Consider the following 26,470-nt stretch of genomic DNA (forward strand, 5'->3'; position numbering starts at 1 on the left):
AAATATTAGCAATATCACTCACCTCATCACTTTTTACGATATTCAAATTAGAAAACTATGCGTTAGGGGGTACTTCTAATGGACAGAGTTCTATTAATTGAGGACGATGATATTATCGGTGAGATGATCTGCATGTATCTGAAAGAGGAAGACTTTTTAGTTCTCAGGTGCCACAATGGACAGGAGGGGCTCACAGCCCTACATGATTTCCAGCCAGATCTGATTCTACTTGATCTTATTCTCCCAGACTTCGAAGGTACAGAGCTATGCAATTCCTTACGAGGGCTTACACCTGTTCCGATCATTATCATCTCCTCAAACTCTAAAGTCAGTGAGAAAATCGAAGCTTTTACCGTTGGCGCCGACGATTATTTATGCAAACCATTCAGCATGCATGAAATGAAGGCCCGCATTCAAGTTCTTTTACGCCGCTTCAAAAAGGAACTACCCGCTGAGCAGCAACCTGCTGATCCTGCCCCGATTCGCCAACGGATTACCGTTCCCGCTATGGAGCTCCAGATTAATTTAGAGAAACGAACCTTGCACGTGCGAGGCGAATCGATCGAAATGACCTTCTCTGAGTTTGAACTCATTCGATTGCTAGTTGAACACCCTGAACGGGTTTACCGCCGCGAAGACCTGATTAATGCCCTACGTGGATTCGATTCTTACATAAACGAGCGGGCGATTGATGTACATATTACGAATTTGCGTAGGAAAATTGAGATCAATCCCAAAGAGCCAAAATATATTAAGACCGTATGGGGCGTAGGCTATAAATTTGTCATCTAAGCGACTTACATATTGACCTGATCCTGGATTGGATTCGGTCTTATTTTTTTGTTCTTTTTACTGTAAAAGAGCAAACACTTTCAACTAATTATTAGTTGGCCTAGGAAGAGGGGACTTGAAGATGAAAGTTCAACAAGTTGTTGCTGGTGTTTATATGTTACCACTTGGGACCGTCAATGCTTACTTGATCCAAGCGGAGGACGGTCTTATTCTGATTGACACGGGAACGCCAGGAAGTGCACCTAAGATCTTGGAGGGGATCCAAGCCATCGGTTGCAAGCCTTCTGACTTGAAGACCATTCTCCTTACACATGGCCATCCTGACCATGTAGGGGGTACAGCTGCACTGAAGCGCGCGGTTCCGCATGTGAAGGTCTATATCAGCGAAGTGGATGCGCCGATCGTGGAGAAAGGACAGCCGCAGCGTCCGCTGACGGCCACGCCTGGATTGATGAATAAACTGTTGTTCCGTTTATTCATCAAAGAAACGCCGATAGAAACCTTTGCTATCGACGGTTATTTGAAAGCGAATGCCACGCTGGATTTCGCTGCTGGTATGCACACGATCGCTGCTCCCGCGCACAGCGCAGGGCAAATCGCCTTGCTGCTGCCGAAGCACGGCGGCGTGATGTTTGCCGCGGATGCAGCGGCGAATATGATGGGCCTTGGCTGGAGCATCGGCCACGAGAACTTCTCGCAAGCGAGGCAGGACTTGATCCGCCTAGGGAAGGCGGAATTCAATGCCGCTTGCTTCGGGCATGGCAAGCCCTTGCTTGCGAGCGCTTCGCAAGCGTTTCGCGCCAAATGGGCGTAGGATCGCCGCTGGCACGCCTATTAGTCCGATTTTGCCGAACTAATCCCACTACGCGCGTCGATACATCCTATTTAGTCCGAAATAGCCCAACTAAATCGCTCCAAACACCCGTTACACCAGGAAAATGCTGAAATAGTTCGGTAGAATCAGACTATTGGACTTGTATCACAAAAAATCCTCGATTTAGTTCGGCAGAATCGAACTAAACGAGGATTTCACAAAACTGAAGTAGACACATCTACTCTTCAGGCCGACCTGCTTGCTTGCTCACTCACTCTGCCTTCTTCTTCACCTTAATCGAAGCCAACGTCTCCCCTTCGGCAAGAGCATGTCTTCTCGATTTGGACAATCCTATCCGCTGTGAGGTGTAAATCCCTGAATGACCGGAGAACAGATAGCTCACGAGGCAAGCCATAAACATGTAGAGGATCCCTTCGGAGCCAAACAGCTCTACGCCCATGATGAAGCAGGCCAACGGTGTGTTGGTGGCGCCGCTGAAAACCGCAATGAGTCCCAACGCAGCCAAGAATGGCGCGGACAGCCCCAACAGGTCGGCCAACGAATTACCCAGCGTAGCGCCAATAACAAACAACGGGGTTACTTCCCCGCCGAGATAGCCCGCTCCGAGCGTTAGCGCAGTAAAAATCGTCTTCCACAAGAAGGCAAAATGAGCGACTGGCGCTTCGAAAGCTTGCTGCAGCAAAGGGATGCCCAACCCCAAATAGTCCCTCGTTTTGAATGCTGCAATAAGCGCGATAATCACAATTCCGCCGACAAATGCTCGCAGCACCGGGTTCGCGAATAACCGCGTATAGAGCTTTTTCATCCCATGGGTAAGCTCGCTAAATAGGATACTGGCTCCACCAAATAACATAGAAGCAATCACTACCTTGAGAACAACCCCTACAGTTAACAACGGGACTGCCCCCATCGCATAATGAATATGATGAATCCCCCACGCCATGGTCACCTGATGTGCTACCAGACTAGCAATGAAACAAGGAATCAGTGCTTGGTACCTCATCATCCCGATTGCAGCCACTTCCAAAGCGAAGATGGTACCTGCTAGCGGCGTCCCAAAAACGGAGCCAAACCCGCTGCTGATGCCGCACATGAGCAGGATTTTCCGATCCATCTCATCTACTCGGAAGATGCGCCCTATCCATTCAGCTAAGCTTCCCCCCATTTGAACAGCCGTCCCTTCGCGACCCGCTGATCCCCCAAAGAGATGCGTGACAAGGGTCCCGACGAGCACCAAAGGCGCCATGCGCAGAGGAATCCTCTCCTTGCCCTCATGAAGCTGTTCGAGGATCAAGTTATTCCCTTTCCCTGCATTTTTACCGATTTTCAAATAGATATAGGCCATGATTGCCCCACCTGCAGGCAAAAGAAATAACAACCACGGATAGGCAATTCGACGCTCCGTAACCAAATCTAGACTGACGAGGAAAAGCGCTGAAGCTGACCCCGTTAGGATGCCAACGATGCTGCCATAGCAAATCCACTTTACGAATGAAGCTAGTAAGGTAACATGCATGTATTTAGCTGCAAAATCTATCACTTTGGGACGATTATTCAAAGTAATTCTCACCTCTCGTGGAAAGGCCTCGTGTTACAGTGTTCCGACTCGATCCATAAGAAGCTTGCTCTCCGCGTTCAAGCCTATGATCATTACGGTTTTATTGATTTGCTCGTATCTTTGTATGGTTTTGGCAATCGCCGTCACCGCTGAATGGTCCCAAACATGAGACGAGGCGAAATCGATAATGATCTCTTCTGGATCATTTTTATAATCAAAAAGCTCAACAAAATGCGCCATCGTACCGAAGAATAGCTGTCCCTTAATACGATACACCTTAGCGCCATTCTTCTCAATTGTTGATTGTGCCTTAATTTTCGCTGACCGCCACCCGTAGACCAATGCACTCAAAATCACACCCGATACAACGCCAATCGCTAAGTCAGATGTTGCCAAAACAGCAGCCACTGTCACGATCATGATTAACGCATCACTCCGAGGAATTTTCGCGAGCGTTCGTAACGAGTTCCAATCGAAAGTACCGATTGACACCATGAACATGACGCCAACAAGTGCGCCCATCGGAATTTGCTTCACGACATCGCCGAGAACGAGAATAAGGAATAACAGGAATACCCCAGATACGAACGTAGATAATCGCGCTCTACCGCCGGATTTCACATTAATCACGGTTTGTCCGATCATCGCACAGCCTGCCATCCCGCCAAATAACCCTGAGACCACGTTCGCAATTCCTTGACCTTTTACCTCTTTATTTTTGTCGCTTTTCGTATCCGTCATCTCATCAACAATCGTCGCCGTCATCAAAGATTCCGTCATACCCACAACAGCGAGCGCTAAAGAGAACGGCAACATACGCCAGATAATCTCTAGAGAGAAATCAATTTGCGGCACATGGAAAAATGGCAGCTCTTGCGTGATTTTGCCCATATCCCCCACCGTACGAAGATCCAAATGCAGACTCATCGAGATTATCGTCATCACAATAATGGCTACGAGCGGTGAAGGAACAACCTGCGTGAATCTCGGCAGTATATAGATAATCACAAGCGTACCTGCAATCATCAGCGGCATTTGCCAATTCGCTCCTTCAAAGCTTGGAAACTGCGCCATAAAAATAATAATGGCCAGCGCATTCACGAATCCTGTCATCACCGAATGAGGGATAAAGGTAATGAATCGCCCAAATTTCAATGCCCCCATCACATACTGGAGTACGCCAGTTAGTATTGTCGCGGCAAATAAATACTCAATTCCGTATTTCGCTACCACAGGTCCCATTAACGAAGCCATAGCTCCTGTAGCCGCGGAAATCATACCTCTGCGCCCGCCTACGATGGAAATCGTAACTGCAATACAAAAGGATGCATACAACCCTACCATCGGATCTACACCCGCCAAAATAGAAAAGGCAATCGCCTCTGGAATCAGCGCTAAAGCCACTGTTATGCCCGCGAGTACATCCTTACGGACGTTAGAGAGCCACGCCATTTTAAACTTTTGAACCAACAACCTGTCTCCACTCCTTCTTTAAGTTTCTTGACCTTTCAGTCTCAGAAAAGTCGGGTCCGTTCGTCAACTTGTCTCATTATACACAAATGTTCGACATCCCTCTATGCAAAAATAAAGAGCTCCTCCATGAAACGGAGAAGCTCCTAAGTTATATCGTTCTATTACTGTGAAACACTAACCGATTTCCGACTAGTCACGACTTCTGGTTCAACTTCCTCTGCCTGACCTACACGTTTAATGAAAAAGGATAACACCAAGCCGACAATCGCGATGCCAATAATAACGAGATAAGAATCATTAATCCCCTGAATGGATGCCTCTTTAATCATTTCTTTCGTAGCAGTCGCCGTTTTACCTGCCGTCATTAACTCAATGACATGTGATTTGGTTCTAGTCGTCATAACCGTAATCAATAGTGCGGTACCCACACCACCAGCTACTTGCTTGATCGTATTGGATATCGCAGTACCATGCGCATTCAGCCTAGCAGGCAATTGATTGAGCCCCGCTGTCGTGATTGGCATTAAGAAGAGTGCCATACCAAAACGTCGTCCTGTGGACATGAGAACTAGGTACGTATAACTTGTAGAATCCGTCAAATTGATGAATCCAAGTGTCGTTATGATCGTAATAACCATACCAACAATGGACAACCATTTTGCTCCGAATTTATCGAACAACTTACCAGCTACTGGCATCATCAAGCCCATAAGCAATGCGCCAGGGAGCATAAGAATACCAGACTCCAACGCGGTATAGCCGCGAGCATTTTGCAAATACAACGGAAGCAGCATCATATCTGCATACATAACCATTGTTACAGCGATGTTGATTAAAGTGGTCAAAGTAAACATGTTATGCTTGAACGCTCTTAGATCTAGAAGTGGGTCTTTAATGACCAGTTGGCGCCATGTAAACAAAATTAATGCAACTACACCGACAACAATCGATAAGATGACCTCCATGCTGGACCAGCCTTTGCCGCCAGCACTACTAAAGCCGTAAAGAAGGAAACCGAATCCGATCGTTGAAAGAATGGCACCCCACGTATCAATTTTGGGATACTGACGTTCAGACACATTTTTCAGATACAAGAAAGCAACAGCAATAACGATAATAACAATAGGAATGATGCCGTAGAAAAGCGTACGCCACGAATAATGTTCCAAAATATAACCAGCAAGTGCAGGACCGACTGCAGGGGCAAAAATGATGGCTAAACCAACCATCCCCATAGCTCCTCCACGCTTATCTGCCGGGAAGATTGTCAAAATAACATTCATAAGCAACGGCATGATAATACCTGCCCCAGCTGCTTGAATCAGACGACCCGTCAACAATACCTCAAAGCCTGGCGCCACAGCTGATACAATGGTACCAATGAGGAAAATAATCATGGACGCTTGGAACAATTCCCGCGTCGTAAAGCGCTGCATGAGGAACGCTGTTATCGGAATCAAAACACCGTTAACTAACATGTAACCCGTAGTCAGCCATTGTCCTGTTGAAGCGGCAATATTGAATTCGACCATGAGTGGCGGTAAGGCAACGCTCATAATCGTTTGATTCAGAACGGCAATGAACGCCCCCAGAATCATAACAAAGAGAAGGGGACCTTTCTTAATAGAACTTGGATCAAATGCTGCAATTTTACTCATAGAATTATTCCTTTCACATTCGACTTCTAACTAATAGACATTGTGTTGTATAATTAACTCGATGTAAATAGTATTATAGTCATTGAACCTCATGTTCACAAGCAACAGCTTTTTTAGATATGTATATTAGTTAACAGTTTCTATGGATTTGTAGTCTATCTATTAGATAATCCACAGTTCCCGAAGAAATTGTCGTATATAACATTTGTGGAGAGGAAGAACTGACTCATGTCTACCAACATACAACGGATAGACCCGCGAGTACTTCGTACACGCCAATTAATTCGAGATGCTTTCATTGAATTGCTTCAGGAATTTGAACTAGAGAAAATAACGGTCAATCGCATCGCGAAGCGTGCCACCATTAATCGCGTCACCTTTTATCTGCATTATCGCGATATTCCAGATATGATGGACAGGTTGGCAGAGGATATGATTAATGATATCGATGCTATCCTGAAGCAAGCGCCGGATCCTCCCGGTTTTAACATGCAGATCGTCGTCCAAATGCTAGAGCATATCGCTGACAATTCGCGATTTTATAAAACGCTGCTCGCTTCCAAGCGGTTTCCTGTCTTTACAGAAAGGCTTATGAAGCTGATTGCTGAATTTATCACCAGTCGCATCGACAAGCTGGAGGCAGTCACCAAGCTGACCGTTAAGCGCGATATCGCGATCTGGTATGGCTCCTCGGCCATCATAGGCACGATTGTCTTCTGGCTTCGCAATGATTTGCCCTACACGCCAGAGTTCCTGTCTGCCCAGCTTGCGGAGCTCCTGCATCTGACCAAACGGGAATAATCCTCCCTACATGCGGGCATGTTATTTGTTATCTAAGGGTTAGGAAACAACAAAAGAGCGAACCAGAAATCAGTTCGCTCCCCTACATGAACCTTATTATTTTTTCATCGTTTTATAAGCATCGCTTATCTCTTTGTCGTAATCTTTTCCTCCAGCTCTTTCCCAAGCAGCCAGCATCTCCGCATACGTCTTCTCGAAGTCCGTAGAAATAATGACTTTAGAAACCCCTTCATACAGGCTCTTCTCGATGGCTGCAACGGTCTTCTGGGCTACAGGACGAGGTGAGTCGATGACTGTGTTCGGTTTGCCGAATTTTTTGAAAATATCATAATAAAGAACGAATGAATTCGCATACTCTTCACGCTGCTTTTGATCTGGAAGTGAGAGGGCTACTGACTTCAGCAGTTGTTCTTTGTTTAAGGCAGGTCCCCCTTGTTGAACAATAGCAAGATCTCCCGCAAGTGATACCCACGTGGTTTTCTTGTTCAGTTCGGGATCAATCTGGACTTTAACACCACCGTCATCCTTCCAGTTAACTCCCTCAATACCACTTTGTACGGTCGCAAGATTCTTCGGTTCAACCATCCAGTTCAGATACTTCATAACCGCATCCGGGTTCTTACTGGATTTCGGAACAGCCACAAGCATAGAGAAGTCGGATACCTTGTTCATCACTTGAGTGCCATCTGGACGTTTGAATGGCTCTACAGGTACCCAAGTTGCTGTTGGAACCGACTTACGTGTAGCCACATTCAGGTTCCAAGGGGTGTCGTTGGAGTCCACGAAGCCGGCAGCACCACTGTTGACCTGTTGCGTAAATTGCTGTGAGCTCACATCGGTAACGAACTCCTTGGAGATTAGCCCCTCTTTGTACACTTTGTTCATCCATTGGTAATAGGCTTTTCCTTCCGGTGTAGCAACGGAGGAGGTGAAGACACCGTTCTTATAGTTGCCATCTGGCGCATAGAACTGATTACTTGGACCATCCATATTGACGCCGAAGCCAAACATTGGACCATAATAGAAGGCTTTCATAGATTGGTTGATCGCAGGGAGCGCCCATGGAATCACTTTATCTTTTCCTACTTTGCCAGGGTCCTTCTCTTTAAAGGCCTTTAGCACTTGATAAAGTTCTTCGTTCGTAGTCGGAATCTTCATCCCTAGCGCATCAAGCCAGTCTTGACGAATCTTCATGTTAGGACCTGAATAGGTGTTTGCTTTCAAAGCAGGAATCGCATACCGCTTACCTTTGTACATGCCTACTTGGTCTAGCGCGACTTTGTTATTCTTAATCAAGTCCGGATATTTGGCAAGATAGCTGTCCAACTCCCATAATCCGCCTTGTTCCGCGTATTTGAAAATCGTATCCATGGAATAGGTTAGAATAACGTCAGGTGCTTCGCCGGATGCCATCCATACGTTCAGTTTCTCCGATTCCTGCGCTCTAGGCAGGGAAACGAATTCCACGTCGAGGCCAACCTTCTTCGTCTCATCGATGACATATTTAATAATTGGGTTATTACCCAGGTTCTGCCCCTCTGGCGCATTAGCGCGATCCCATAAGGTGACACGGATCTTGGCTGGTTTTTCAGGTTCCTTGCTTGGTGTTGCTGCGTTACTGCCACTAGGTGAAGTTGTTGCTGTGCTTGCTCCTCCATCCTTATCGGAACAGGCAACCAAGAAACCCGAAAGCATGAGCATAGCCGTCATACTTCCTAATACCCCTTTTTTAAACACCTTTACCATACTGCTTCCTCCCTAGTTTTCATTTTCAAGCCTACTCGTTGAACTGGGATTTGACCCACATCTTGTTGGGAATATATCTACTTAAGCGCTTGCATTGTAAATATAGGCGCAATCAATATGCGATTCTATTCGATAATTTTGACATTTTGTTAGTTTTTTTGTTATCAACTTTATTCTTTATCCTTTAACTGAACCGAGGAACGAGCCCTTCACAAAATACTTTTGCAGGAAAGGGTATACGATGAGAATCGGAACCGTAGCGAAGACAATCGTAGCTCCTTTCAGAGACTCCTCAATGACGTTGAGATTATCCAAGGATTGCATCGTTTCCAGAGAAGTATCCATCTGGGCCAGCAGCAAAATGTTCCTCAGTTTCACTTGTAACGTATAGAGCGCCGAATCGTCGATGTACAAGACAGCAGCAAAATAGGAATTCCAGTGACCAACCGCATAAAACAGAGAGATCGTTGCCAATACGGCACCAGATAAAGGAAGCACCACCTGTGCTAAGTATCGCAAATTGCCACAGCCGTCCATGACGGCCGCCTCGCGCAACTCTTCAGGGAGATCCTGAAAAAATGTTTTCATAATAATAACATTAAAAGCGCTAATCAAACCTGGAAGCATTAACGCCCATAAGCTATTCAACAACCCGAGCGACTTGATCAACAAGTAGCTGGGAATCATCCCACCGCTGAAAACCATGGTTACAATCATGAAATTCATAAAATATTTGCGTCCCTTCAAGTCCTTTCTTGAAAGGGGATAAGCCGTTGTAATTGAAAATAGCATATTAAGTGCAGTACCGGCTACCGTGATATAAATCGTTACCCCTAACGACCTGATGATATTAGAATCGGTAACGACCGATTTCATCGCATCAAGCTGAAATTCCACTGGCCATAGCACAACTTGACCCGTCTGTATGGCATGGCTGGAGCTAAAAGCATTAGCTATCGTATTAATGAAGGGAAATATGCATATGAAGGTGAACAGGATTAGCAGGGAATAGTTAACGATGTTAAAGCTAACGTCCCATCCCGAATACTTGCCGAATAAGCTGCGTCTATTTCCATATTTCTGTGCAGTAGCCGCCATATCTCTACCCCCTACTCGTTCGAATTTTACCAAAGTCCTTCCTTACCGAGACGCTTGGCAAAATAATTCGCACCAAGCACAAGAATAAGATTAATAATCGATTGCGACATCCCGATGGCCGTTGTAATGCCGAATTGCCCCTGTTTGATCCCCGAAGAGTACACGTATGTGCTAATGACCTCCGAAATATTCGTAACAACCGGATTCTGTAGGGCAAAAGGATGCTCGAAACCGATAGATACCATATGACCGATGTTGAGAATCAACAAGATAATAACCGTCGGCATGATGCCCGGCAGCGTAATATGTACGATTTTCTTCCATCTGCCTGCACCATCCATGACAGCCGCTTCGTACAAAGAAGGATCAATCATCGTCATTGCCGCAAGATAAATGATCGTTCCCCATCCCGCTCCAGCCCATACGCTGGACAACGTGTAGGTGATGACCCACCAGGTCTCATCGATCATGAAATAGATCTCTTCCATCCCAAAGAATCTCAACATACTATTGATGATCCCATATTTCGGGGAAAGCAGATTATAAATAATCCCGCCCATGATGACCCAGGACATAAAGTGAGGCAAATACAAAAGCGATTGCGATATTTTCTTAAAATATTTCGCTCTGATCTCATTCAACATTAGCGCTAGAATAATGGGTGCCGGGAATCCCACTATGAGACCTAGCACGTTAAGTAGCAGCGTATTGCGGACGATCCGATAGAAATCCTGAATCTGTAGCATCTCCTTGAAATGATGCAGCCCTACCCAATCCGAATCGAGGATTCCTTTGAAGATGTTATAATCTTTAAAAGCAACGACAAGCCCTAACATAGGAACATAACAAAATACAAAGAAAAAGATAATACCTGGGACAAGCAGTAAGTACAAATCGTAATTTTTGAACAGCTCTTTTGTAAAAGCACTTCTTCGTTTACTGTCCGTCTGTGCAATTACTTGGTGTTTCTGAGATTGTACTTCCATACCCTTGCTCCTTCCTTCACATACTAACCCCGTAACTTAGCCGAATGCGTTTCCTCCATTGTCAAACATTCACTGCACAGCCTATTCTTCTACTCATATCGCAAGTGTACTTCCTTGCTAAAACGATTGACATGCTAGAAATTTTACTTTTTATTAGTTTTCTTTACTTTATCTTTACAGTCCTTGCTTTTGTTAATCGATCCATAATTCGTACATACCCTGTAAGCAAATTTCGGCATGTTGCATCATATCGTCAATAAAGACGAACTCATCTGCTTGATGAACATGGGTGTCAACGCCACCAGGCAGCCCCGCACCGAATGCGACACCATTGTTCCGTAATTTACGAGCATAGGTGCCAGCCCCCATCCGCAGCAGCACGGCTTCATCACCCGTCATTTTCTTGTACGCACGGCTTAACCGGACAATGACAGGATGGTTCTCTGGCACATATACCGGAAGTAGATGTCGTGTCAGTTCAGTATGGATGCCACTTGTGCCCGCTAGGCCAGCAACTGTACTTAATATCCCAGCGCCGTCATGGCTGACTGGATACCGAATATTGCTTAGTGATTCCGCTCGATGGAGATCACAGGAAATGGTGCGTAAAAATAAGATCAACGCGCCTGACTCACTATCGCTGCAAGCAATACCAAGCGACTGTCCGCTTTTCTCCGCGCCAATCTTTTCATTAAGAAAATGTAAGAAGGGATCCCAATTGGTAGTCAAGCCTTGCCCTCTTAGGAAAGCAACCATATTCACGATGGCATTTCGCGAGCCTGTTAGACAGTCTGCCAGAAACTCGCTTCCTGCTGTTAGCACTAGCCTACCCTCATCGTCGTATACGAACGACATATTGGTCTGAAGGTTGACCGCATCGTGAAAGTCTGCCACCTGATTGTCGGTAAGTTGCGCGAGTGATAGCAGAGCTGTACAGGTCTCTGGAATCAGGGTGAGCATGTTCCCACCTTTCAGAGACAAAATCGTGAGCTGCGGTTTCGTGGAAGCAGATTCTTGTTCACTCGAGAACACCACGTTCATACTACCCATTTCCACATTGAAAATAGGGTATCCCGCATCAGGGGCAAATGCCATAACCGGAAGCTGTTCCCTCTCGAAATAGTACTCGAGATCCCTCATGCCACTCTCCTCATTCGTACCGAAGATTAAGCGGAGACGGCGACTGCCGGTAATGCCTAAGTCCATCAGCGTTTTTAGCGCGTACAGAGCGACTACAGATGGTCCTTTGTTATCGGACGCACCTCTCCCAATTATCTTACCATTCTCGATGAGGCCGCCAAACGGTGGGAACGTCCATCCCTCCCCTTCTTCTACGGTATCCAAATGTACGAGCACTGCAGCGATTTCCTCGCCTTGTCCGTATTCGGCATGACCCGCATACCCGTCCACGTTGGTCACCTCGAACCCTAACGATTCCGCCAGTTGGAGCATGTATTGCAGAGCACGATCAACACCAGCGCCAAACGGTTTTCCCGGCTCCGGGGTGGCTTTGATGCTTTTTATTTGTACAAGTTCGGAAATACCAGCGATAATCGCATCCCGATATTTGTGAATTTCTTTCCCAATGATCATCGATATACCTCCCACTTTCCCCTATTCGCTTCTAACCAATAATTAGTCGACATGATGAAGGCTTTCCACCAACATCAGCAGCGTCATGGATTGCCCGTAGGGCATCGGGCATAGCGGGATGTCGCGATAAAACTGTAACGTACGCCCCATGCGCGTTCCGTAAGATACGCCGTGAACAGCTCCTTTGGCGTCAACCTTATTCATGACCGCTTGCAGTGCCTTCAACCCGACTTCTTTGTAGACTTCACTGACATAACCTTTGCGAACAGCCTTTAATATGCCGTACGCAAAGCCTGCTGTTGCTGAGGTCTCCTCATAGGATGTCGGATCGTTCAGCAATGTCGTCCACATCCCGCTCGGTCTTTGCAGCTCCGTCAGTTTCTGAACTTGACGTTCTAGGGAAGAAAGCAGGAACACTTCCACACCAAGCGGTAGCTTAACAATATCTAGGTAGTCGACCAACCCTGCCGTGTACCACGCATTACCGCGCCCCCAGAGCGCTTCCGCGAAATTATGCCCCTCCTTGAAACTCCAGCCATGGAAAAATAGTCCTGTTTCCTTATCCGTCAAATACTTAAGATGAACGAGGAACTGACGGATACTTTCTTGGACATAGTGATCTTTGGTCAACAAAATGCCCATCCTACCCATGAATAGCACTGTCATATAGAGCGTATCGTCCCACAACTCACCTTCGTTCGCATTGTCAATCGTCTCATGCGTGATCCCAAACTCCGGCGTACGGGGCATCTCATCCGCCGCATAGCTAACCCACTCTTCACATATCCGTAAATACTCTGGATTGCCCGTTTCTTCATACAAGTAGCTCAGCGTAAGCAGAGGACACATCGTATTGACGTTCTTCGGTGGAAGTCCCTCGCGAATCCGACTGTCAAACCAATCGGTTAGATACGTGAACACATCCTGATTCTGGGTTTCCTTGTAATACAAATAGAGGGAGAACAAGCCGACTCCCTGGGACCAATCCCATTTATCCATTGTAATGATGCTGATTGGTGTGTCTTCCTGAATGGTTGCCTCTAGATTTTTCATCCCACTAATGACTTTATGAAGCATGATCTCTATCTCTTGCCGCTGTATTTGCGTTATAGTCACGGTAAGTACCTCCCAATACGCACTATGAAGTGCTTGTAACCCTACTGTAACGCACACGCCCAGCAGTTTACATACGAGAATCTTACCCTTTTATTAGATTTCTTTACCTCTGTTCTTATATTCTTTGGGCGATTGGCCTTCAAGCCGTTTGAACACCTGATAAAAATAGGCATACTCCTTATACCCTACCATTTCGCCTACTTCATTCACCTTATTTTTAGGATCCATGAGCAGACGCTTGGCGGTCTCTATCCGAGACTTAGATACCAAATCCACGAAATTTATTCCGGTTTCTGTACGCAGCAACCTGCTTAGATAACTTGAGCTCAGACCAAAATGTTCAGCCGTTGACGTCAAGTTAATGGGGTCGCCGATATGGCTGTTGATGTAATCAATCACCTTTTTTACAACAAGGCTGTACACCTTTTCCCCGCCTTCAAGCTTCTTTTTAACCGTCCCAATAAACGTCGTGAGGTAGGTAGACGCTTCCTTCATACTCGTGAGCCGATATACATCCTCAAGAATTTGGTCGACACTTTTCCCAAGACCGAACTCATCACCAGTTACACGGAAATAATAGCGCGCAACGGCAAGACAAACTTCGGAGAGCAAGCCCTTCACTACAAGAATATTCCCTTCGCTATAAGCGGTAATTTGTTTTAGAAAACGCTCCAAATACGCCATCACATCTTCGCTCGATTTGTCCTCCAACATTTGATTGAACTGCTCTAAATCCTGAATAATTGAGAATTTTCCCAGTTCCTTCTCTTGCTCGCTATGTTCCGGAAATAACACACTTTCCTCCATTCGGAAAAAGCTCCAATCCATAATCGAAGAAGCTTCCCGAAAAGCATTCGGCAGCTCATGAAGTGATTTATACACGGAACTGACTGCAAGATGGCAGGAGACTTGCTCCTTCATTTTAGCCACATCAATAAACTCATTGCAGAAGTTCTGCAGCTTCATTCTGTACTCCCGGTGCGACATTACCTTGGGAAACAGACATACAAATAGGAGATCGCTATTACGCAAAGACTCAATTACATAGAAATCGCGCTTGGCAGTTAGCTTATGTGCTTGTTCGGTTAGCCGCAGTTGCATCTGTTGCTTAAGCTTGATAGCACTCGCTACACCAGTCTGCCCCGTTTCATCTGTTATACGGACAATTTGCACAACGTATCGGCTATATGGGATCTCTAGCTTCTTCACTTGTTCCTGCATGTCTGCTGTTCCTGTAATCAAATCACCGATTAGCTTACTTCTAAGCGAGGGCATAGAATCGCTATGTTGTTTCTCCAACTCGACGTAAGCAGAAGCAATCTTGACCGTATTCTCATTCTCCTTGCGCTTAACATCGATCTCTGATATAGCGCTCCCGATCACTTGGCTTAGCTCTTCGTAATTGATGGGTTTGACGATAAAATCGAATACACCCAGTCGAACAGCCCTCTTCGCATATTCAAAATCTTGGTAACCTGTAATAAGGATAGTTTTGGCCAAAGGAAAGTCCGTACTCATCTCCTCAGCTAAATCGAGCCCGCTTAATCCGGGCATTTTGATGTCCGTCACGAGAATGTCTGGCTGAAGCTCTTGAATTAACCGTTTACCCTCTATGCCATCCTCCGCTTGACCGACTACGGTACAATTCAACTTATCCCAGGCGATCATTTGCACAATCGCTTGCCGAATCAGCGGTTTATCGTCAATAACCACGACTTTGTATGTCATTTGGAGCTCTCCTCCGTTAGAATGGGAAGACGAATCCGAATCGTTGTCCCCTGATCCATTTCACTCGTAATACTTAAGCCATACTCTTCGCCAAATAATATTTGAATCCGCTTATGCACACTAATAATCCCGACGTTCGTATGCTTATCCTTCTGTTTCAGCTTGGAGTGCTCTGGTGGGTTGAGCAAATGTTCCTTCGTTTCTTCATCCATACCTACGCCATTATCGGACACTTCGAGATAGAGGACGTCTTCTTTAATCCAGCTGCCAATACTGACAATCCCTTTACCTACTTTCTCTTCAATGCCATGTTTAATCGAGTTTTCTACGAGTGGCTGTAGAATAAATTTAGGAACCCTATAGGCCATCAAGCTCGTGTCAAAATAATAATTAACCTCAATTCGATTGCCATAGATAATCTGATGTATAGATAAATAACTCCTAATATAGTCCACTTCTTCCTGCAGGTAGATGATGTCCCCCTTTTTACTGATACTCTCTCTGAGCAGCTTGCCGAGAAGGTAGATCATTTCACTGACTTGTTCGTCACCTCGCATCTTGGCCAAGCTATGAATAGACTCCAGCGTATTGTAGAGAAAGTGGGGGTCAATCTGCGCCTGCAACGCTTTATATTCGAACTGCAGCGTGCGATACTCCGCTTTTTGCTTAAGCAGTTTCTCCTCATAAACCGTGTGGATTAACTCGCTGATCTTCTTCGCCATAGAATTGAATTTCTCTGCGAGCAGCCCTACCTCGTCTCTACTTCTGGGCACAATCACTTTATGCGTAAAGTCTACGGAGAAGTGAGTCATACTCTGGAGCAGCAGTCGAACATTGCCTGTGATGTTTCTAGAAATGACCACGGCTAGAAAGAACGCCAGGGATAGTGAAATGAGAATGGTGCTCAATGTCCAAAATTTGATAACTTCCGTGCCACGTGTTAATTCGTTAACAGCGATGACTTGGACAATCATCCACTTGTCATAAGGTGTTGAAATTATAGTAGAAATGTACGTTTGCCCTTCAAATTGAAAGCCCTCATTGAGACCAGGCTTCTGATCGTACATCTTGTTTTCGATAAAATAGCGAGTCGGCTCGGAAACAAGCCTGTCGTACATTAGCGGCTCGAGGACTTCGTTTAGGATGACGATGTTTCCCTTCGTAAGTTCGTTCACATTCGTGTAGATGCTGCCGATTAAATTAATGTCCACACCGACGATAATGATACCCGCATAACGACTAGACGTAACATCGTATACAGCCTTCTCCATGAAGATAACGTTGCTAGTGCCCGGCACCCAGGAAGTGCGGCCACGCTTATCTTTAATCATCTCGACGTCGAGATTCATCAATTGTTTATTGTAGTTTTGGGTCGCACTGCGTTCGAACCCGAATGGGTTGCCCGCCGTATCAATGACCATGACCGATAAGTATTCATCTTTGGAAAATACTACATCTTTCATAAACTCACTAATGACCTTATTTTTCATATATAAATCGGATTCACTTGCGTCTTCAGAAATACCCAGCGTCGTATTGAGCGTGGAATTGCGGAATTGTTGAAATACATGCTCCTCGATGTCCTTGGTCCGCTTCTCGAGATTTATACCAATTTGCTCAATTAAGTATTGAGAAAAAACGGATGTATTCTGCTTGATTACGCTTACAGATACATAGTAATTAACGATACTAATCATTAGCACAGTCAATAAGATCATGACTGTAAAGGACAGCAGAAACTTCGTACGCAATTTCAAATTTAGAAATTTGGAAATCACCTTAGACAAACGCTTCACCCGCATTCTGATGGAATGGCAAGTGCGCGAGCCCACAGCTCACGCACTGATTGTTAGCATTATAAACCTTTCCATGGTAAACGGCTATCACTTATGCTTTCACTCTATCGTGTAAACGGCACGGTACGCCGCTCCACGCCCTTGCCTTCTTACCAATACACCGGTTCGTTGCTTAGCTGTTGTATCTTCGTAGCCCTCGAATACATAAATCTCAGTGCCCACGCACCCTTCCATTCGAAGCGTCAACGTGCGTTCTGCCAACACCCAGCGTATCGACCAGCTCTCATCCGTCGCGCATACACGCAAATTCATCAAGTGCTGATAGCCATACTCGCTCCCGATGGGCGAACAAGGCTGCGTTTCGAACGCGGTCTCCATCTTCCCTTGGCAGTGGAAAAGCCAATCTGTCTGATGTTCCTCCGCGGTGATAACCTCAAACGTATCCGAGATGTATCCTTCTTGAAGGTGAATATCGCGCACATAATCGACACCAGGATATACCTCCTTGGCTTTGGCACGAACACGATTCTTCTCCGGTTCGAATTGTTCCACTCGCCCCCGCTCCGAATAGATCTGATCAACACCGTCGACGATAACCGTATTATGGGCGATTGTCTTCCGTTGCCACTCTAGAAACAAGAAAGATCCGTAGCCATTCGAAGAAATATCATGAGACCATAAGCAATCCGCGTCGAACAGCTCGATATTCATTAAATCAGGGTGTGCATGACTCCGCGTATTCAGTCCGTATTTCATAAATAAAGCCGTTTTTCCTGCATGTAACGAGCAAATATGAGAGGCTGGATAATTTTGCGTAGCGCGGAGCATCTCTTCCCCTGCATATTCCCGTTTGCCAAAAAGGAGACGCTGAACCCACCCTTGGGGTGAATTCTCGATCATCCCTCCATAAGCCATTGTTGGTCGATAGTACGCCTCATAGGATCTGGAAAGCGCATATTCAAAGGCTGGATCTGGAAACAATCGGTTCGCGTACTCATACTGTCCCGCATAGTGAGTCAGTGCGATATTGGGCCAGCCATCATTCGGATTCGGGAAAACACCGTTATCGAACACAAGCTCAGCGGGGAACACATACATCCGTTTAACGATCTCTTCCATCCCATTGCATGTCACATTATACATACGGGCGAACAACAGGAAATAAGTGAACGGTTCTACGCAATAAAAATGATAGTGAAAGGAGCCTTCGTACCAGAATCCTTCCGCTGTTACGCCCTGTTGCAATTGCTGCTGCAAGCCAAATGGCCCCTCCAAGGCTTTCTCCACGTAGCTACTATCACCGAAGAACATCCCAGTCATGCCCACAGCTGCCTTCATCCAACATGTAATGTTGTGAATACTTGTACAAAGTTTTTCCAGCAGCTCTACCTGGGGATCGAATAGATGACTTTTGTAGTGCCGAAGCTCTGTGTCGCTTAGCGTTTCCTTCACCATCTCCATGCCCTGCAATAGCCAAATCATGCCCACCGCATCGCAGAGATTAATGCCAGCTATTTTTCCAACATAACCGGCGGGAACGTCTACCTGGAGCTGCTCATAATGGTCACTATAGAAGGACAATACTCGGCGGATATAGGCCGGATAACGTTCATCGCCCGTGAGTCGATACAACACCCCTGCGTAAAAAACATGTTTATGAACTTCATCCCGGTACAAATAATTCCAGGCTTGATCGAATCGCGCCCCCTTGTTGACGTGACCACAGCTTCCGCAGCTATTCATATGAGGGGCTTCCCGCTCAAAATCAATCCTGCTCCCGCAAGCTTCACAGAAATAGTTATGACCCCACCCCGTAATTCTCTTTGGATCATCTGCGTAATGAGTGACCCACCACTCCGTGGTCTCAACCAGGGTATCATAGACGGTCTTCGCCCAAGCTTCCGTCCGAATTTTCTCTTGAACAGCCTGCCAATCCTGTACATAGCTCACGTCAACACTCGTCTCCTTCATACTACTTGCAATTTCCGATCGACAGTTTCCCTTAACGACTAGCGTGTCATTCCGACCAGTGCGCGATCTAGATCCTCGATTATCGAATCTGCACTCTCCAGACCAACCGAAATGCGCATTAGACCGATCGGAATTCCAGATAGGAGGGATGTCTCCTCGTTGACCCATAGCCCAGGGGAATTAATGAGACTCTCAAAACCGCCCCAGCTTGGGCCTTCTTCGAAATAACGCAAGCTTTTCATCATTTTCATAATCTGCCCTTTGTCGCCCTTAGGCACGAAGCTCATCAAACCGGAGTAACCGGACATCTGCCTGCACCCGAGCTCATATTGCGGATGGCTAGGCAAGCCTGGATAGTAGACAGCGGATACTTGCGAATGACCCTCAAGGAAAGCAGCGACCTTCTTGCCATTCTCCTCATGCTGCCTCATCCGAACTGTGAGGGTTCGCAAACTTCGGATAAGCAGCCAAGATTGGTGAGGATCCATAACAGCTCCAAACAAGCTTCTTTCGTTATTGGTAATCGATTCTAGAATCTGCTTACTGCCTATGATGACACCACCGAGAATGTCGCTGTGTCCTCCCAAATATTTTGATGCGGAGTGAACCACAAGATCAATGCCATAGGCAAGCGGATTCTGATAGAGTGGCGTCGCCCATGTATTATCAATAATCGTCGCAATCCCATAAGATTTCGCCAACGCGGAGATAGCCTGCAAATCCTGGAGCGAAAAAATGTTCGATAGCGGGCTTTCCAAATAAATCACTTTCGTGTTCGGGCGAATCGCTTGTTCGAATTCTTCGATGCTTTCCCCTGATACGAGCGTCACCTCACAGCCGAATTTCTTCATGTAAGTATCCAGAAATGCTCTTGCCGGTACGTAGGCCGCTCGAGGGCAAATCACATGGCTATCTTTCTCCAGGTAGTAGGACAAGGCAGCGCTTATAGCCGCCATGCCTGAAGAGAAACAACGTGCTTCCTCCCCACCTTCGAGCGCTGCGATTTTCATCTCAGCAATCTCCGTCGTCGGATTGGCCACGCGCGTATACGAATACCCGTGATTGACCGTTTTCCTTGTAAACAGCGTGTTTTGAAAAATCGGGGGGACGATGGCACCCAAATAGCGGTCATAATCGTCACCGAGATGAGCAAGCAGGTCTTCCTTGCTCTTGATATCATCCTTATCCATATCTGTCCTCCTTACGATCTGGAGGCTAAGAGTGGGAACATCCGACCGGCCAATGGTTGATTGTCCTGCAAGTTCAAATCCATCGTGATCGCATGCTTCTTCCCGCTAAAAGTCGTTCCGTCCGGCATGTAAATGATTGCTAATGCACGTCTAGGTTTATCCGTTACATTCGAATGCGCATAGTGAAAAGTAAGTCCATTATGAAACGTACAGCTTCCTGCTTTTAACGGCACCTTCACAGGCTTCGCATTCTCATAATCGGTCCCTTTAACGAACTCGAATAAATCCTGAGGATTTGCCAAATCGATGTGGTTGAGTTTACCAGCATTTTGCGATTTCGGTACGAACATCATGCAACCATTCGACTCATCCACGTCATCGAGTGCGATCCATATCGACATCGCTCCCTGCTCCGTCATTGGCCAATAAGGGTAATCTTGATGCCACGGGGTCGGTTTCGAGTCACCTGGCATTTTCCACAGGGCATGATCGTGAAAGAGACGAATGCCGCTAGCTCCCGTTAGCTCGAGTGCCATTTGCGCAAACCGCGGATTGAAGGAATATTTATGCATGCCACCATGATCGCGCCAGACGTTAACACGTTGGTTAAGCACGCGGTAGTAGCTTCCTCCTTTTTTATCCGTTTGTAAGGATAGCGCTCCTGACTCCTCGACCATCACTTCTTCCATGTATTGACGAAGCTCAATTAATTCTTGCTCATTCAGTACATTATCCACTTGCACGAACCCGTTCTCTTGATAAAATGCGCATTGCTCTGCGGTTAAAAGCGATTGAATCCCGTTGGTCATAGCAGCCAGCTCCTTTTATACTTTCTGTAATTTAACTTCACTTTATCATGTGTACATGGAAGCAGACTTGGTGAATCCGTCAGAGTTTGAAGGTGATTTGCCAGCTTCCCTTCTTTTTAAATATCCTCTATGATAAAAAGAAATGAAGCACTTATCTTCCTTTCCGGAGGTCTTGCCCGATGACCCGATTAGAAAATAAAGCTTATCTGGAAGCGCATGAATTCCCCTTTCATCTCGAGCAGTACATGTTCCAAAAAAAAGAATCCGTCAAGCCACACTCACACGAATTCATTGAGTTTGTGTATGTGGTAGAGGGATCGGGTCGCCATAGCTATGCAGGAGCGGAATACCTTATTCAAGAAGGGGATGTCTTCGTCATTGAGCCGGATGTCGAGCATGCATATTTCGTAGATGAACATCTCATCGTTTATAACATCCTGCTTGCTCCTTCCATCTTGAGTCACGAACTGCAATCGTTATCCAACGTCACATCGTTCGTCGACTTTTTCTATGTGGAGCCTTTTCTGCGGCAGTCTGTCCATTTCCAGTCTCATCTCAGGCTGAATCCACATCAACGAATTGAGATGAAGCAGCTGCTGGACCGCATCCTCAGCGAGTACACCGATAAGATGCTCGGTTATCGCCTGCTCGTGAAGACCAGGCTCATCGAAATGTTCGTATTCCTCAGCCGCTGTTACGATCAAATGCTGCACAAACCAATGACAGCGCTTGCTTCCGAGCATAAAATCATTGAGCGTGTAGCCGAATTTATCGAGCTGCATCACGCGAATCCGCTGTCGCTTGCCCAAGTCAGCCAGATGTGCGGCATGAGCCAGTCCGCCTTCACCTCTAGGTTTAAGCTCTACAAGGGCAAGACCTTCATCGAATTCCGCAATGAAATTCGCATCCGGATAGCGAAAGAGTTGATGCTCTCTTCGAATAACAACATTTTACAGATAGCGCAAGAGGTCGGCTTCGACGACTTGAGCTTTTTCAATAAGCTTTTTAAGCAGATGCATGGCATTTCGCCAGGCAAATTCCGCAGGAGCCAAATCTAGCCGATCACACGAATCTGAATATCCCAATCCGCCAACTGCTCATGGTCCGCTGCTACTTGAATTTCTAGCGGAACAGCTACGTGCATCACTCGTTTTCCTTCTTCCTTTGACCACGATACATCGATACGCCCGTAAGCAGTCGGAACGATTCCCTCTGCCCAGAGCAGTTCAGTCACAGGCGGGGCGATTCGAATTTTTCGGTAGCCCTCCTCTAATTTCTCAATGCCCAGCAGCTGATTCCCAAGGACAAAAGCTGGCGCAGCCGACCAAGCATGCGCATGACTCCTTGGGAATACCTGAAAGGTTTCCCACGTAGTGCTCGCGCCATATCGGATCATTGGACCCCAGTCCGTCTTCATCTGCGCAAGTGTGCGATCGAGTTCACCGAAGCGATTCCACACCTCGAACAAATAGAACGAGAAAAAAGGAGAGCCAATTTGAATCCAATCCTTCGGTGGATGAAGCAGTTGCGGCTCGATAATGGCCGCCTGTCGTTCTCCCAGACAGTCCGCCAGATACAGCAACACATGTGTCTGAAGACTTGTCGTTGTCGAAGGCTTCCCGGTACGGTGGACACCGTCTAGGTAAACCTGAGCCTCATCGTCCCATAAATGTACATTAATCGCCCGCTTCAACTGCTCCGCACACTGCAGCAAATCCTCCGCCTCGCCTTGTAGTCCGAGCAATTCCGCCATCTCCGCTGCGATTCGATGACACTGGGCCAACTGCGCCTGCTGCGCGGTGACTACACCGACTGAAGGAATATCGATTGGTGCCCAATCAAGCATATTCCAAGAGCTGGTGTCGAATAGGCCATCTCCGTTGAGAAACCCTCTATACGCTTCAAGTGTGATCCTGATTTCTGGATAGATCGTTTCGATGAAGGTAGGATCGCCACTGTAATCGACATACTCCTTACAGGCAATAATCCAACTAAACGTCCACATCGGAATAGCCGCCTGCCAATCCGTAGGGAGCAAGGCAAGCAAAAACGGACTTTGACTCCGCGAACGCGGTACCATTTCCAAGCAATGCCGGACTAGCTCATAGGAACCGAACAGCTGATAGTTAACAAGTGCGCTCACTCGGCAATCACCTACCCAGAATACCTGCTCATATGTGGGGCAATCGACGAATGTATCCTCCATGCACATGTGCGATGTATGTCGGGAGATCTCCCAAATGTCATTCAGCAAGGGATCTGAACAGCGAAATAACGCTTTATCCGTGCCCGGGTAGCTAGATTGGTTCAGCTGGACTCCGTGAATCCGTGTCTGCCTGCTTGCGCTGCGAACCGCCACAATCATATATCGGAAGCCCATCCGGGTGAAGCTCTTGAACACCTGCCTACCTTCACGGCATATGTATCGGAATGAATTATTGCAGCCGGATGTATAGGCATTGACGCCATTGATGCGATTCTCGAAGCCGTAGACATCAATCACCGTCCCTTGGGGTGCATCAACTTCGAGTTCAATCGTACCTACATAAATTTTTCCGAAATCCAACACGATTTCGAGATCCCCGCCTTCTACGGGATCAGGAAGCACTGTCGGCAGCCGATGGTCATGGAGCATTCGCTCCAGCTCGTTCGTAATGGGATAGTGCTTAACGAATCGTTTACGCATCATCAACGAATAAATCATTTTATTAACGAGCACATGCCTAGGATGAACATTACGGCACATGTCATGGTATGCCTCGAATGCCTTCAAGGTGGAGCAAGCCCCGATGTCCAGCAGCAGCGCATGCTCGTGATTCAAACCTGTACTCTTCTCAACGCCTCCATATACAGGTTGAAAACCATCCGCATACGACTCGATGGTCTCGATTGGGCCGATAGTTACGAATGAGGCGTCCTGATCACCACCCTGAGGATGAGCGAACAGTAGTTCTCTATCGAAATCGAATTCCATATGACAGAACAAATCATTATGAACACCACAAATCTCCATGAGGAACAGATGATCACCAGCTGCTAGCTGTATCTCGTCCTGATGAGCATACCAGCGGTCATCGATCTTAAACCGTCCCTGAACGCCGTTCCATTTGGAATGTGCAAATGTTAACCGACCTTTGGTTTCTGTCTCAACTACCAGCCTAACAGCCAAAAATCCGCTAAATATCTTCGCATTCGCATCGCGCGAGCTTGGAAATAGATTATCCCGCATATTGACGGAGATTACTTGACGGATCGGTACAATTTCACTAAGTCCGATGATTTGCTTCGGTCGGATGATCTGTGTCGACAATGGCTCGATGACTCGGGGATAGAGTCTCCCCCAAGGCGCACCGCCGTAGGAAGCAACAACCTCACTCCTCGCCCAACTCTCGTCATCATAGGAAGGAAATACCCATTGTTCACTCAGCGCATTGGCATCGTATATTTCCATCCAACCCAAATTCACGTTTCGCTTGACGACATCGGTATCATAGCCCTCATGTTTACAACAGAGCCATGTCTCATCTGTGCCGATCACTTGCATGCCGGCGGCGCCCTGTAAACATAATTCTGCTATAAGACCCGCTTCATTCTCAATGTATTGATAATTGGAATGACCGTAGTGCCAGACCTGTACAGCAATTACGTTCTTATCAGGCTGCAATAAGTGAGTAATATCAAACTCATCGTAATACCAGTGATCAGCGGTTGAACGAATAGGTCCTTCTCCCAGCTCCGTTCCATTCACCCATAACCTGTACTTCGTATCCGCAGAGATAGACAGCATCGCTTGATTGTATAACTCTGTCTCGTATGCAAACGTTTTTCGAAAAAGGATGTGCTCATTAATCGGTCTCCGCTCTCCCGACTTCCATATCCATTTCGCTTGTTCGAACATGCGGTGCTCCCCACCTTTTGTAGAAGTTATTCGTGTCCTTCGAATATGCGAGCTTCGATCAAGCGCATATACGTCCACATAAGCCAGCTTTTCTTGCTCCAAATACGGCTTAAGCCCTGCTTCCCCAGCATGGCAATCGTTCACCCCGAAACCAATGGTCACAAGATCCGGTTGATACGCAATCACATCCCGCTGCCATCTCACCTCCGACTTCACGACCCTTAGGCGCTTATGGAATCTGGCAAAAGCACTCATAACGGATCCACCAATGTATCCGGATTATGATAATTGCGTGGCCAATTGAACGGTTTTAATTGCTGCACTAGCTCTGGCGACAACGGCTTGCCATCCGATACTTTGAGATTGAGTTCCACTTCTTGAACGCTGCGCATTCCCGGAATGACGCAGCTTACCGCTTCATCCGACAGACAGAAACGAAGCGCAACTTCGGCAAGCGTCATTGTCGCATCGTAGTCACGAATCATCCGTTTGATCGCATCCACCTTCTCCAGCGTCCGCAGGAAACGCTCGCCCTTGAAATAGCTCCGTCTTACATCGCCTGGCGCAAACGTATCGTAAGTTTCCGGTATCCAGCTGCCGATTAGCGAACCTTCATCAAAAGGGACACGTGCAAGGACAGCGACTCCATTCTTCTTACATGTAGGTAACAGTTCTTCCGCAGGCCTCTGTTCGAAAATATTATAAACAACCTGCTGGGCTTGAATCAGCCCTGCCTCGGCAAGCGCAATACCGTCCTGCGGACAATAATCGCGAATAGACACGCCGAATTCACGGATTTTGCCCTCCTTCTGGAGCTCCGTCAACGCCTCATGCCATTCTAGATCCTCTAACCCCTTAGGGAACCAGCCGTGCAGCTGATACAAATCAATCGTGTCCACACCTAGCCTGATCAAGCTGTCTTCACACTGCTTGCGTATGTGAGCTTTGGGATAGCGCCCTGTCATTGCTGGATTAAGCTCATTCGGATGCGGCCATTGAACGGGTTGCACCTTAGAAGCGATATAAATATGATTGTGGTGCCATTCCTTGAGTGCCTGACCAATGACTTCCTCAGAGTGGCCTTTCCCATACATTTGCGCTGTATCTACCAGGTTGATTCCAAGGTGCCAGGCTTCAAGCAGCGTTTTAACTGAATCACGATCATCCACTTGACCGAAAGCCCCGCCACCGCCAATCTGCCAACCTCCGAAACCGATCTCTGAAATATCCCATCCCGTATTGCCAAATTTCCGATATTGCATAAGAAGCATTCTCCTCCCTCGAATCACCTTTCAGTATAAGGCGTTTGCGAAACGATTTTCTTGGTCGATCTGCCAGAAAAAGCACGCCAAATTCGTGCTTCACAGCTCCTAAAGGATGCGGTAGAATGTAGGAAATTCTGGACATTCCCACGTATCTGCG

19 protein-coding genes are annotated in these 26,470 nt (G+C 46.7%); 4 read left to right on the top strand and 15 right to left on the bottom strand.

Annotated elements, in window-relative coordinates; translation table 11 throughout:
• Positions 1-78: 78 nt before the first annotated feature.
• Together J2736_RS29825 and J2736_RS29830 are read left to right on the top strand one after the other, a co-directional pair.
• Complete coding sequence (locus tag J2736_RS29825) at positions 79-792, top strand: response regulator transcription factor (protein WP_310502226.1); 714 nt, start codon at positions 79-81, stop codon at positions 790-792.
• A gap of 121 nt (positions 793-913) precedes the next feature.
• A complete protein-coding gene (locus J2736_RS29830; protein ID WP_310502227.1) occupies positions 914-1,606 on the top strand; it encodes an MBL fold metallo-hydrolase in 693 nt (230 codons plus the stop codon).
• 271 nt (positions 1,607-1,877) lie between these two features.
• Here J2736_RS29830 and J2736_RS29835 read toward each other — a convergent pair whose 3' ends face one another.
• The 3 genes from J2736_RS29835 to J2736_RS29845 all read right to left on the bottom strand — a co-directional run bounded on the left by J2736_RS29835 (position 1,878) and on the right by J2736_RS29845 (position 6,316).
• A complete protein-coding gene (locus J2736_RS29835; RefSeq protein ID WP_310502288.1) occupies positions 1,878-3,143 on the bottom strand; it encodes a voltage-gated chloride channel family protein in 1,266 nt (421 codons plus the stop codon).
• Positions 3,144-3,218: 75 nt separating this feature from the next.
• Positions 3,219-4,655, bottom strand: coding sequence for a SulP family inorganic anion transporter (locus J2736_RS29840; RefSeq protein WP_397341950.1), 1,437 nt, complete (start codon positions 4,653-4,655; stop codon positions 3,219-3,221).
• Positions 4,656-4,819: 164 nt separating this feature from the next.
• Positions 4,820-6,316: a DHA2 family efflux MFS transporter permease subunit gene (locus J2736_RS29845; RefSeq protein ID WP_310502228.1), complete on the bottom strand. Its 1,497-nt coding sequence runs from the start codon at positions 6,314-6,316 to the stop codon at positions 4,820-4,822.
• Between the two features lie 228 nt (positions 6,317-6,544).
• On the opposite strand from J2736_RS29845, the gene J2736_RS29850 reads away from it, so the two are divergent.
• Positions 6,545-7,117 (top strand): TetR/AcrR family transcriptional regulator, encoded by a 573-nt coding sequence (locus J2736_RS29850; protein WP_310502229.1) that lies wholly within the window; start codon positions 6,545-6,547, stop codon positions 7,115-7,117.
• Positions 7,118-7,213: 96 nt separating this feature from the next.
• On the opposite strand, the gene J2736_RS29855 is transcribed toward J2736_RS29850, so the two are convergent.
• The 10 genes from J2736_RS29855 to J2736_RS29900 form a co-directional block, all read right to left on the bottom strand.
• Positions 7,214-8,863, bottom strand: coding sequence for an extracellular solute-binding protein (locus tag J2736_RS29855; RefSeq protein WP_310502230.1), 1,650 nt, complete (start codon positions 8,861-8,863; stop codon positions 7,214-7,216).
• Between the two features lie 177 nt (positions 8,864-9,040).
• Entirely contained in the window at positions 9,041-9,961 is a 921-nt protein-coding gene (locus tag J2736_RS29860) for a carbohydrate ABC transporter permease (protein WP_310502231.1), read from the bottom strand.
• Between the two features lie 26 nt (positions 9,962-9,987).
• Positions 9,988-10,947 (bottom strand): ABC transporter permease, encoded by a 960-nt coding sequence (locus J2736_RS29865; RefSeq protein ID WP_310502232.1) that lies wholly within the window; start codon positions 10,945-10,947, stop codon positions 9,988-9,990.
• 192 nt (positions 10,948-11,139) lie between these two features.
• Positions 11,140-12,540, bottom strand: a complete 1,401-nt coding sequence (locus tag J2736_RS29870) for a Sapep family Mn(2+)-dependent dipeptidase (RefSeq protein WP_310502233.1) — start codon at positions 12,538-12,540, stop codon at positions 11,140-11,142.
• A gap of 42 nt (positions 12,541-12,582) precedes the next feature.
• Entirely contained in the window at positions 12,583-13,656 is a 1,074-nt protein-coding gene (gene bglB, locus J2736_RS29875) for a beta-galactosidase BglB (protein ID WP_310502234.1), read from the bottom strand.
• Between the two features lie 93 nt (positions 13,657-13,749).
• On the bottom strand, positions 13,750-15,384 hold the full coding sequence (locus J2736_RS29880; protein WP_310502235.1) for a response regulator transcription factor: 1,635 nt from the start codon (positions 15,382-15,384) through the stop codon (positions 13,750-13,752).
• On the bottom strand, positions 15,381-17,141 hold the full coding sequence (locus J2736_RS29885) for a sensor histidine kinase (protein ID WP_310502236.1): 1,761 nt from the start codon (positions 17,139-17,141) through the stop codon (positions 15,381-15,383). Before J2736_RS29885 ends, J2736_RS29880 begins: the two co-directional genes overlap by 4 nt.
• Positions 17,142-17,279: 138 nt before the next feature.
• Positions 17,280-19,151, bottom strand: coding sequence for a heparinase II/III domain-containing protein (locus J2736_RS29890; protein WP_310502237.1), 1,872 nt, complete (start codon positions 19,149-19,151; stop codon positions 17,280-17,282).
• Positions 19,152-19,189: 38 nt separating this feature from the next.
• Complete coding sequence (locus J2736_RS29895) at positions 19,190-20,341, bottom strand: trans-sulfuration enzyme family protein (protein ID WP_310502238.1); 1,152 nt, start codon at positions 20,339-20,341, stop codon at positions 19,190-19,192.
• Between the two features lie 11 nt (positions 20,342-20,352).
• Positions 20,353-21,150, bottom strand: coding sequence for a phytanoyl-CoA dioxygenase family protein (locus J2736_RS29900; RefSeq protein WP_310502239.1), 798 nt, complete (start codon positions 21,148-21,150; stop codon positions 20,353-20,355).
• A gap of 179 nt (positions 21,151-21,329) precedes the next feature.
• Here J2736_RS29900 and J2736_RS29905 point away from each other — a divergent pair, with 179 nt between their 5' ends.
• Entirely contained in the window at positions 21,330-22,208 is an 879-nt protein-coding gene (locus tag J2736_RS29905; RefSeq protein WP_310502240.1) for a helix-turn-helix transcriptional regulator, read from the top strand.
• Here the strand turns inward: J2736_RS29905 and J2736_RS29910 are convergent.
• Positions 22,205-25,303, bottom strand: a complete 3,099-nt coding sequence (locus tag J2736_RS29910) for a family 78 glycoside hydrolase catalytic domain (RefSeq protein WP_310502241.1) — start codon at positions 25,301-25,303, stop codon at positions 22,205-22,207. The two genes, J2736_RS29905 and J2736_RS29910, sit on opposite strands and share 4 nt — an antisense overlap.
• A complete protein-coding gene (locus J2736_RS29915) occupies positions 25,300-26,310 on the bottom strand; it encodes an aldo/keto reductase (RefSeq protein ID WP_310502242.1) in 1,011 nt (336 codons plus the stop codon). The genes J2736_RS29910 and J2736_RS29915 overlap by 4 nt, the downstream gene beginning before the upstream one ends.
• Positions 26,311-26,470: the final 160 nt, after the last annotated feature.

It is taken from the genome of Paenibacillus qinlingensis (assembly GCF_031455095.1).
GTDB lineage: Bacteria > Bacillota > Bacilli > Paenibacillales > NBRC-103111 > Paenibacillus_E > Paenibacillus_E qinlingensis_A.